This is a genomic window from Streptomyces sp. NPDC059455, from assembly GCF_042750115.1.
GTDB lineage: Bacteria > Actinomycetota > Actinomycetes > Streptomycetales > Streptomycetaceae > Streptomyces > Streptomyces endocoffeicus.
Map to the genome: position 1 here is coordinate 1 of NZ_JBHYVB010000278.1, position 11,855 is coordinate 11,855.

General features: G+C 69.6%; 2 protein-coding genes. Both read left to right on the plus strand.

All coding sequences use genetic code 11. The annotated features are described in order from the left end of the window. Window positions 1-2,754, plus strand: a 2,754-nt coding sequence (locus ACFXB5_RS48840; protein WP_385221290.1) for a condensation domain-containing protein, incomplete at its 5' end; no start/stop codon positions are given. 1 nt (window position 2,755) lies between these two features. Beyond that, on the plus strand, window positions 2,756-11,855 hold a 9,100-nt coding region (locus ACFXB5_RS48845), incomplete at its 3' end, for an amino acid adenylation domain-containing protein (RefSeq protein WP_385221293.1).

Genomic DNA, 11,855 nt, shown 5'->3' on the forward strand with positions numbered 1-11,855 from the left:
ATGCGTCCGGTGTTGGGTGTGGTCCCGGGTGTGGTGGCGTTGCAGTTCGCGTCGTTCAGCTTTGACGCCGCCGTCCTCGACGTCGCCGTCACCCTTGCGGCTGGTGGCACTTTGGCGGTGGCGAGTGCGGAGGAGCGTAAGGATCCGCAGGTGCTGGCGGAGATGATCGGCCGGTGTGGCGTGCGGGTGGCCAGTGTGGTGCCGTCGCTGCTCAGGGTGCTGGATCCGGAGGCTGTGCCGGGTGTGAGCAATTGGGTGCTGGGCGCGGAGCGGTTGAGCGCGGATCTGGCTGGTCGGTGGTCGGTGGGTGCGCGGGTGTGGAACACCTACGGGCCGACCGAGGCCACCGTCATCACCACCGCCACCGCCACGCCGCTGGACGCCGCGCTGGAGGAGGCCCCGCCGATAGGCCGTCCCCTCCCCAACGCCCGCGTCTATGTGCTCGACCAGTTCCTCAATCCGGTGCCCGTGGGCGTTACGGGCGAGGTGTACATCGCCGGTGCGGGCCTGGCTCGGGGCTATATCGGTCGGCCGGACCTGTCCGCCGAGCGGTTCGTCGCCTGTCCGTTCGCCGCCCCGGGCGGCCGGATGTATCGCAGTGGCGACCTGGCGAAGTGGACCGAAGAGGGTGATCTGGTCTTCGCGGGCCGCGTCGATGAGCAGGTCAAGGTCCGCGGCTTCCGCGTCGAGCCCGGCGAGATCGAGGCGGTGGTGGCCGCCTGCGAGGGCGTGGCACAGGTCGCGGTGGTGGTCCGTGACGACGGGCCGGGGGACAAGCGGCTGGTCGCGTACGTGGTCCCCAACGGGGAGCTGGACGTGGCGGCGGTACGTGCGTTCGCCGCTGGGCGGCTGCCGGAGTACATGGTCCCGGCGGTCGTCGTGCTGGACGCGCTGCCGCTCACCGTCAACGGCAAGTTGGACCGCGCCGCGCTCCCCGCCCCGGACACCACGGTCACCGTGGCGGGCCGGGGTCCGGCCACCCCGACCGAAGAGATCCTCTGTGGGCTTTTCGTCGAGGTGCTTGGCATCGATGAGGTCAGTGCCGACGCGTCGTTCTTCGAACTCGGCGGTGACTCGATCATGTCCATGCTGCTGGTGTCGAGGGCGCGTAAAGCCGGTCTGGTAGTGAGCGCCCGGCAGGTGTTCGAGCGGCGAACTCCGGCGGAGCTGGCGCTGGTGGCCCATGACGCTTCTGCTCCCGGTGGCCTGGCGGGGAGTGGCGACCCGGGCACGGGTGAGGTGCCGTTGACGCCGGTCATGCATGAGCTGCTGGAGCGGGCCGGAGCAGAGCGTATAGGTGCGGTGTCCCAGTCCACGGTGGTGGTGGCTCCGGCGGGGATGCGGCTGGAGACGCTGACCGGTGCCGTTCAGGCGGTGGTCTATCACCACGACATTCTGCGGGCCCGGTTGGACACCGAGCCCGAGCCCCGCCTCCTCGTCCCCCCGACCGTGTCCGTGGCCCTGTGGGTGCACCGAGTCGACGCGAGTGCGGCCGGGGGTGACCTCGAGCGCCTGATCGCCGAGCAGTCGCGGGCCGCCGCGGAGCGGCTCGATCCGCGAGCGGGTGTGATGCTGCAGGTGGTCTGGTTCGACCTCGGGCCGGACACCCCCGGACGGTTGTTGATCCTCCTCAACCACCTAGTGGTGGATGGCGTCTCCTGGCGCGTCCTCGTGCCCGATCTGGCCGAGGCGTACACGGAGCTGGCCGCCGGCCGTGAGGTCGTGCTGGAGCCGGTGCCCACCTCCTTCCGGCACTGGGCCCGCGCCCTGCGGACCGAAGCCACCGGCCAACAACGACTCGCCGAACTCCCGTCGTGGGCACAGCTGTTGGACGGCCACGGCCCCCTCCTCACCTCGCGGCCCGTGGACCCGGAGCGGGACCTTGGCGCCACCGTCCGGCAGCTGTCGGTGAAGGTGTCCACGGAGGTCACATCGGCGCTGCTGACCAGCGTGCCGACGGCGTTCCACGCGGGCGTTGACGACGTACTGCTGACCGGTCTGACCGCGGCGTTGGCCGAGTGGCGGCGCCGACAGGGCCAGGACACGGCTGGGGTCCTGCTGGACCTCGAGGGCCACGGCCGGGTCCCGTTGGGGGAGGGAGCGGACCTGACGCGCACGGTCGGCTGGTTCACCAGCAGCTACCCGGTGCGGCTCGACGTCGGTGTCATCGACGTCATGGAGCTGCGCTCCGGCGGGGCCGCGGCGGGACGGGCCGTCAAGCGCATCAAGGAACAGCTCCGCGCGGTCCCGGCCGATGGGCTCGGCTACGGGATGCTCCGGTATCTCAACCCCGAGACCGGGCCCGCGCTCGCCGCCCTGCCCACCGCCCAGATCGGCTTCAACTACCTGGGCCGATTCCCCGGCCGGCAGAACCAGAGCACACAGGGTCAGCAGCCCGTCGAGCAACATGCCTGGCAGACCGCCGGTGACGGTGGCCGAGGTGGCGGTGCCAACGACCGGATCCCGGTCATGCACGCCCTGGAGGTCATGGGCGTCGTCCACGATCTGCCCGACGGCCCGCAGCTCTCCCTCATCGTGTCCTGGCCGTCCGAGCTGCTGGCGGACTCGGCCGCCCGGAACCTGCTGGACGGCTGGGCCGCGATGCTCACCGGGCTGGCCACGCACACCACGGACGTCGACGCCGACACCGGTATCGGTGGCCACACCCCCTCCGACTTCCCGTTGGTGGACATCAGCCAGAGCGAGTTGGACGAGTTCGAAGCGACAGCGCAGCAGATGGACGAAGGAGCTTGAGATGACCGACTCCGCTCTGGTGGGGGTATGGCCGCTGTCGCCGCTGCAGGAGGGCCTGCTGTTCCACGCGGTGTACGACGAGGAGGGCATCGACGTCTACGTCGAGCAGATGATCACCGGCCTGGAGGGCAAGCTGGACTCCGCGGTGCTGCGGGCGTCCTGGCAGGCGCTGCTCGACCGCCACGAGAGCCTGCGCGCGGGCTTCCAGCGGCGCGCCTCCGGAGCCCCGGTCCAGCTCATCATGCGCCGGGTGAGCCTGCCGTGGCGGGAGGAGGACCTGTCCGGGCTCGACGCGGATGTCGCCCGTGCGGAGTCGGAGCGGTTGGGGATCGGGGAGCGGGAGCGGCGTTTCGACCTGGCGGTGCCGCCGTTGCTGAGGGTGTTGCTGGTCAAGGTCGGGTCGGATGAGTACCGGATGATGGTCACGCTGCATCACATCCTGTTGGACGGCTGGTCGCTGCCGGTGCTGATGCGGGAGTTGTGGACGTGTTACGAGGCCGGGGGCAGCGCACACGGGCTGCCGCCCGTCACCCCGTACCGCGACTACCTCGCCTGGCTCGCCCGCCAGAACAAGGAAGAAGCCATGGCGGCCTGGCGGAAGACGCTGGGCGGGGCGGATGAACCCACGCTGGTGGCCCCGGCCGAGTACAACGGGGCGCCGGCGCACTCCGCCATGGTGTCCGGCCGGGCGAGCAAGGAGCTGGACCAGGCGTTGCGCGACCTGACGCGCCGCTTCCACGGCCTCACGCTGAACACCGTCGTCCAGGTCGCCTGGGCTCTCGTCGTCGGCAAGCTGACCGGCCGACGGGATGTGGTGTTCGGCGCCAGCGTGGCCGGACGGCCGCTGGACCTGCCGGGCATGGAGAGCATGCTGGGGCTCTTCATCAACACCGTGCCCGTACGTGTGCGCTTCGACCCGGCGCAGTCGGTGGCCGAACTGCTGACGGAGCTGCAGGCCGAGCAGGCGGCGCTGGTGGACTACCAGTACCTGAGCCTCAGCGACATCCAGCGGCAGGCCGGGCCCGGGGCGACGTTCGACACCATCATGGCGTTCGAGAGCTTCCCCTCGGGCACGAACGCCCGGAAGCCGCCGGGCGACCAGCCATCGGGTGATGAGGCCGAACGACGCGGACCGGGCGGGCTGAAGTTCACCGAGCATGGACTCCGGGAGTCGATCAATTACCCGCTCGGCCTGGTGGTCGGCCCGAGCGGCGGCCTGGGCATGCGGCTGAGCTACCGGCCGGACCTGTTCGACGAGGCGACGGCCCAGGGGCTGGTCGACCAGGTGCTCCGGGTGCTGGGGCAGATGGCGGCCGATCCGGAGACGTTGGTCGGTCGGCTGGACGTGATGGGGGAGGTGGAGCGGGCTCGGGTGGTGGAGGAGTGGAATGCCACGGAGGCTGCGCTGTCCGGTGGCTCGATTGTGGAGCGGTTTGAGGGGTGGGTTGTGGCGGCGCCGGATGTGGTGGCGGTGCGGTGTGGTGACGAGTCGGTGTCGTATGGGGAGTTGGATCGGCGGGCGAATCGGTTGGCGCGGTTGTTGTGTGGTGCTGGTGTGGGTCGGGAGTCGCGGGTTGCGTTGTGTTTGGGGCGGTCGGTGGATGTGGTGGTGGCGGAGTTGGCGGTGTGGAAGGCGGGTGGGGCGTTCGTTCCGTTGGATCCGGAGTATCCGGCGGATCGGTTGGGTTTTGTGATTGCGGACAGTGGTGCCGAGGTGGTCCTGGGTACGGCCGATTGCCTTGATGGTGTCCCGCTCGGTGATGCGCGCGTGGTCCTTCTCGAGGGGGCTGATGCCTTCTCGGCTGAGCCGTTGGGGAGGGTCATTGTGCCGGGTCAGTTGGCGTATGTGATCTATACGTCGGGTTCGACGGGGCGGCCGAAGGGTGTGGCTGTGGCGCATGGTGGTGTGGCGAATCTGGCCGAGGTGATGCGTCCGGTGTTGGGTGTGGACGCGGGTGTGGTGGCGTTGCAGTTCGCGTCGTTCAGCTTTGATGCCGCCGTCCTGGACGTCGCCGTCACCCTCGCTGCTGGTGGCACTTTGGCGGTGGCGAGTGCGGAGGAGCGTAAGGATCCGCAGGTGCTGGCGGAGATGATCGGCCGGTGTGGGGTGCGGGTGGCGAGTGTGGTGCCGTCGCTGTTGGGGGTGCTGGATCCGGATGCTGTGCCGGGTGTGAGCAATTGGGTGCTGGGTGCGGAGCGGTTGAGCGCGGATCTGGCTGGTCGGTGGTCGGCGGGTGCGCGGGTGTGGAACACGTACGGGCCGACCGAGGCCACCGTCATCACCACCGCCACCGCGACCGCACTGAAGACCGGGTTGGAGGCTGCGCCCCCCATCGGTCGGCCGCTGCCCAACAACAAGGTGTTTGTGCTGGATCCGTTCCTCCGGCCGGTGCCTGTGGGGGTGATCGGCGAGGTCTATATCGCCGGTGCGGGTCTGGCCCGGGGTTACATCGGTCGGCCGGGGCTCTCCGCGGAGCGGTTCGTCGCCTGTCCGTTCGCTGCTCCGGGTGGGCGGATGTATCGCAGTGGCGACCTGGCGAAGTGGACCGCTGACGGTGATCTGGTCTTCGCGGGTCGGGTCGATGAGCAGGTCAAGGTCCGTGGTTTCCGTGTCGAGCCCGGCGAGATCGAGGCGGTGGTGGCCGCCTGCGAGGGCGTGGCACAGGTCGCGGTGGTGGTCCGTGACGACGGGCCGGGGGACAAGCAGCTGGTCGCGTATGTGGTCCCCAACGGGGCGCTGGACGTGGCGGCGGTACGTGCGTTCGCCGCTGGGCGGCTGCCGGAGTACATGGTCCCGGCGGTCGTCGTGCTGGACACGCTGCCGTTGACGGTCAACGGCAAGTTGGACCGCGCGAAGCTCCCGGCCCCCGATTCCACAGCCACCGTGGCGGGCCGGGGTCCGGCCACCCCGACCGAAGAGATCCTCTGTGGGCTCTTCGCCGAGGTGCTCGGCGTGGAGCGGGTCAGCGCTGATGCCTCGTTCTTCGAGCTCGGCGGTGACTCACTCCTGGCGATGCGGCTCATTGCCCGGCTCCGGGCGGTGCTCGACACCCGGATCACCATCCGTGAGCTCTTCGCCGCCACCACGGTCGCCCTCCTCTCCCGCCGTATCGAGGGAGAGGGCAACGCGGATGGCCAGGCCCGCCCCGCGCTGGTGCCGTGCCCCCGGCCGGACTCCGTACCCCTGTCCTACGCCCAGCGCCGGATGTGGTTCCTCAACCGCCTCGAAGGCGTGGGGGAAGGCGCGGGCTACAACCTGCCGCTGGCGCTGCGGCTTTCCGGCGAGCTCGACAGGGATGCTCTGGAGGCGGCGCTCGGTGATGTCGCCGACCGGCACGAGAGTTTACGTACCGTCTTTCCCGAGACCGATGGCGAGCCGCGCCAGCATGTGCTGGCGGACGGCGCCGGCCGACCGTCGCTCGTGGTCGTGGAAACGACGGAGCAGGAGCTGCCGCAGGCCCTTACGGCGCAGTCCACCCGTGGCTTTGACCTGAGCGTTGATCTTCCGTGGCGGGCGCGGCTGTTGAAGACGGGGCCGTCGGAGTATGTGTTGCTGATCGTGGCGCATCACATCGCGGTTGATGGTTGGTCGATGGGTGTGTTGGGTCGGGAGATCGGGGGGGCGTATGCGGCGCGGCGGGCGGGCCGTGCGCCTGGTTGGGAGCCGTTGCCGGTGCAGTACGCGGATTACGCGCTGTGGCAGCGTGAGGTGCTTGGCGACTTGGAGGACCCGGACAGTGTGATCAGTGGCCAGCTCGGCTACTGGCGTGAGGCGCTGACCGGTGCGCCGGAGGAGCTCGTCCTGCCCACCGACCGGTCCCGGCCCGTCGTGTCCTCCTTCCGTGGCCGTTCCATGCCGGTGCGGGTGAGCCCACAGGCCCACGCCCGGCTGGTGGCGCTCGCTCAGCGCGGTCGGGCCACGATGTTCATGGTCGTCCAGGCGGCGCTGGTGCTGCTGCTGTCGCGGATGGGCGCGGGGAAGGACATTCCGGTCGGTACGGCGGTGGCGGGTCGTGGGGATGCTGCTTTGGACGGGCTGGTGGGGTTCTTCGTCAACACGCTCGTCTTGCGGAGTGATGTGAGTGGCGACCCGACGTTTGTGGAGTTGCTGTCTCGGGTGCGGGAGGCGGATCTGGATGCGTATGCGCATCAGGATGTGCCGTTTGAGCGGTTGGTGGAGGATCTCAACCCTGCTCGGTCGTTGGGGCGTAATCCGCTGTTTCAGGTGTCGTTGGGGCTTCAGGGGGCGCCTGCGGGTGAGGGGCGGTTGTGGGATCTGCCGGGGTTGCGGGTGCGTCCGTTGGAGTCGGGGACGGAAGCTTCGGCACGGGTGGATCTGGCTTTGGATTTGGCCGAGCACCGCGATGGCGACGGCAACCCGGGCGGGATTGACGGTGCGTTCCTGTATGCCACCGATCTCTTTGACGAGCAGACGGTGGAGGTGCTCGCCGAGCGGCTGGTGCGGGTGTTGGAGCAGGTCGCCTCGGATCCTGCGGCTCGGGTGAGTGAAGTCGCCGTACTGGGGCCGGGCGAGCGGGCGCGGGTGCTGGAGGAGTGGAACGCCACCGGGCGAGAGGTTCCCGTACGGCTGTTGGGTGAGCTCTTCGACGAGCGGGCGGCCGCATCCCCGGATGCGGTGGCGGTGGTTGGTGCGGGTGGTGAGGAGTGGTCGTACGCGGAGCTGAGGGATCGGTCGGACCGGGTGGCGGGTGTGCTGGGCGCGCGGGGTGTGGGGCGCGGTGATCTCGTCGCTGTGGTGTTGGAGCGGTCGGCGGATGTGGTGGCGGTGCTGCTGGGGATAGCCAAGGCGGGGGCGGGGTTTGTGCCGGTGGACCCGGCGTATCCGGCGGAGCGGATCGGGTGGATGGTCGAGGACTCGGCGCCTGCGCTGGCTCTCTGCTCCGAGGAGACTCGGGGGTTGGTTCCGGCCGGGGTGGCGTGCTTGGTGTGGGATGCGTCGGATGCGGTGGCGGAGTCCGTGCCCGCGGTTTCGGTGGATGTCGATGATGTGGCGTATGTGATCTATACGTCGGGCTCGACGGGGCGGCCTAAGGGGGTGGCGGTGACGCATCGCGGCATCGGGAACCTGGCGGCGGCGCAGATCGAACGATTTGCGGTGGGCGCTGATGCGCGGGTGCTGCAGCTCGCGTCGCTGAGCTTCGACGCTTCGGTGTGGGAGATGTTCATGGCGCTGCTCTCGGGCGCCGCCTTGGTGATGGCGGACTCGGACAGGCTTCCGCCCAACGGGTCGTTGAGCGAGGTGGCGGCGGAGTTCGGTGTCACGCATGTGACGGTGTCGCCGTCGGTGCTGGCCACGGTGGAGGTGTTGCCCGAGAGCTTGGGCACGGTGGTGGTGGCCAGTGAGGTGTGCCCGCCGGGGTTGGTGGAGCGGTGGGCTCCGGGGCGGCGGATGGTCAATGCGTACGGGCCGACCGAGGTCACCGTGTGCGCGACGATGAGCGAGCCCCTGGAGGCGTCCGGCTCGGGCCCGGTGCCCATCGGGCGTCCGATCTCGAACACCGCCGTCTATGTGCTGGACGAGCGTTTCCACCCGGTCCCCGTGGGGGTGCTGGGGGACCTGTACATCGCGGGTCCGGGCCTTGCGCGTGGCTATCTCGGGCGTCCCGGGCTGACCGCGGAGCGCTTCGTGGCGTGTCCGTTCACGGGCGGGCGGATGTATCGCACGGGCGACCTCGCCAAGTGGACCGTGGATGGCCAACTCGTCTTCGGCGGCCGCGTGGACGACCAGGTGAAGGTGCGTGGCTTCCGTGTCGAGCTCGGTGAGATCGAGGCCGTCCTTGCTGCCCATCCTGGCGTTGGTCAGGTGGCGGTGGTCGTTCGGGAGGACCGTGCCGGGGACAAGCGGCTGGTCGCTTACGTCGTGCCGGACGGCGCGGTGGATGTGCCCCAAATGCGGATGTTCCTCGTTGATCGGCTGCCGGATTACATGGTCCCGGCCGCGTTTGTGACGCTTGACGCGCTGCCCATCACGGTGAACGGCAAGCTGGATCGTGCCGCGCTTCCCGCTCCCGACTTCACCGGCGCGGCGATGGCGGGACGTGGTCCGGAGACGCCGACGGAGGAGCGCCTGTGTGTGCTGTTCGCCGAGGTGCTGGGCCTGGAGGAGGTGGGTGCCGAGGCGTCGTTCTTCGAGCTCGGTGGTGACTCGATCCTGGTGATGAAGCTGATCGCACAGATCCGTGCCGTCCTCGGCGCCGAGGTCAGCATCCGTGCGCTGTTCACCGCCCCGACGGTGGCAGACGTGGCCCGGCTGCTCGACGGCACGGAGGACGGCACCGCCCAGCAGGCACTGACCGCTCGGCCGCGCCCGGAGGTGCTGCCGCTGTCGTACGCCCAGCAGCGGATGTGGTTCCTCAACCGCCTCGAAGGCGTCGGCGACGGTGCGGTATATAACCTGCCGCTGGCACTGCGGCTCTCCGGCGAGCTCGACAGGGCCGCTCTGGAGGCGGCGCTTGGGGATGTCGCCGACCGGCACGAGAGTCTGCGTACGGTCTTCCCCGAGACCGATGGTGAACCGCGCCAGCATGTGCTGACGGGCGAGGCGGGTCGGCCGCCGCTGATCGTGGTGGAGACCGCGGAGGAACACCTGCGGGAGGTGCTCGGCGGCTATGCCGCCCGTGGCTTTGACCTGAGCGTTGATCTTCCGTGGCGGGCGCGGCTGTTGAAGACGGGGCCGTCGGAGTATGTGTTGCTGATCGTGGCGCATCACATCGCGGTTGATGGTTGGTCGATGGGTGTGTTGGGTCAGGAGATCGGGGGGGCGTATGCGGCGCGGCGGGCGGGCCGTGCGCCTGGTTGGGAGCCGTTGCCAGTGCAGTACGTGGACTACGCGCTGTGGCAGCGCGAGGTGCTGGGCACCCTCGACGACCCGGACAGCGTGGTCAGTGGCCAGCTCGGCTACTGGCGTGAGGCGCTGACCGGTGCGCCGGAGGAGCTCGTCCTGCCGACCGACCGGCCCCGGCCGGCGGTCTCGTCCTTCCGCGGTGGCGAAGTGCCGGTCGCCATCACCGCGGAAACCCATGCCCAGCTCACGGAGCTTGCCCAGCGGGGCGGGGCGACGATGTTCATGGTGATGCACGCCGCCATCTCCGCACTGCTGTCGCGGATGGGCGCCGGGAAGGACATTCCGGTCGGTACGGCGGTGGCGGGTCGTGGGGATGCTGCTTTGGACGGGCTGGTGGGGTTCTTCGTCAACACGCTCGTCTTGCGGAGTGATGTGAGTGGCGACCCGACGTTTGTGGAGTTGCTGTCTCGGGTGCGGGAGGCGGATCTGGATGCGTATGCGCATCAGGATGTGCCGTTTGAGCGGTTGGTGGAGGATCTCAACCCTGCTCGGTCGTTGGGGCGTAATCCACTGTTTCAGGTGTCGTTGGGGCTTCAGGGGGCGCCTGCGGGTGAGGGGCGGTTGTGGGATCTGCCGGGGTTGCGGGTGCGTCCGCTGGAGTCGGGGACGGAAGCTTCGGCACGGGTGGACCTCGCCCTCGATTTGGCCGAACATCGCGACGACGACGGCGATCCGGGCGGGATCCGCGGCGCGTTCCTCTATGCCACCGACCTCTTTGACGAACGGACGGTGGAGGGGCTGGCCGAGCGGCTGGTGCGGTTGCTGGAGCAGGTGGCGGCCGACCCTTCGGCCCGAGTGAGTGAGTTCGAGGTGCTCGGTGGCGCGGAGCGGGAGCGGGTGCTGGAGGGATGGAACGCCACCGAGCGGGACGTTCCCGTGCGGCCGTTGGCGGAGTTGTTCGACGAGCGGGCGGCCGCATCCCCGGATGCGGTGGCGGTGGTTGGTGCGGGTGGTGAGGAGTGGTCGTACGCGGAGCTGAGGGATCGGTCGGACCGGGTGGCGGGTGTGCTGGGCGCGCGGGGTGTGGGGCGCGGTGACCTGGTTGCTGTGGTGTTGGAGCGGTCGGCGGATGTGGTGGCGGTGTTGCTGGGGATTGCCAAGGCGGGGGCGGGGTTTGTGCCGGTGGATCCGGCGTATCCGGTGGAGCGGATCGGGTGGATGGTCGAGGATGCGGGGCCGGTGCTGGTGGTGTGCTCCGAGGAGACGCGAGGGTTGGTTCCGGCCGGGGTCGAGTGCGTCGTGTGGGATCCGTCGGCGGTTCGATCCGCGGACGCGCCCCCGGCGCCGGCGGTCTCCGTGAGCGTGGACGACGTGGCGTACGTGATCTACACATCGGGCTCCACGGGCCGTCCCAAGGGCGTGGCTGTCACACATCGCGGCATCGGAAACCTCGTCAGCGCCCAGATCGACCGGTTCGAGGTGGGCGCTGACGCGCGGGTGCTGCAGTTGGCGTCGCTGAGCTTCGACGCTTCGGTGTGGGAGATGTTCATGGCGCTGCTCTCGGGCGCCGCCCTGGTGATGGCTGACCCGGGCAGGCTCCCGCCCAACGGTTCGCTGGGCGCGACGGCCACGGCGATGGGCGTCACGCATGTGACGGTGTCGCCGTCGGTGCTGGCCACGGTGGAGGTGTTGCCCGAGAGCTTGGGCACGGTGGTGGTGGCCAGTGAGGTGTGCCCGCCGGGGTTGGTGGAGCGGTGGGCTCCGGGGCGGCGGATGGTCAATGCGTACGGGCCGACCGAGGTCACCGTGTGTGCGACGATGAGCGAGCCCCTGGAGGCGTCCGGCTCGGGCCCGGTGCCCATCGGGCGGCCCATCACCAACACCCGGGCATTCGTCCTCGATGAGCTGCTTCACCCTGTCCCCGCAGGTGTGCTGGGTGAGCTGTATGTCGCGGGTCCGGGCCTTGCGCGTGGCTATCTCGGGCGTCCCGGGCTGACCGCGGAGCGCTTCGTGGCGTGTCCGTTCACGGGCGGGCGGATGTATCGCACGGGCGACCTCGCCAAGTGGACCGTGGATGGCCAACTCGTCTTCGGCGGCCGTGCGGACGACCAGGTGAAGGTGCGTGGCTTCCGTGTCGAGCTCGGTGAGATCGAGGCCGTCCTTGCTGCCCATCCTGGCGTTGGTCAGGTGGCGGTGGTTGCTCGGGAGGACCGTGCCGGGGACAAGCGGCTGGTCGCTTACGTCGTGCCGGACGGCGCGGTGGATGTGCCCCAAATGCGGATGTTCCTCGTTGATC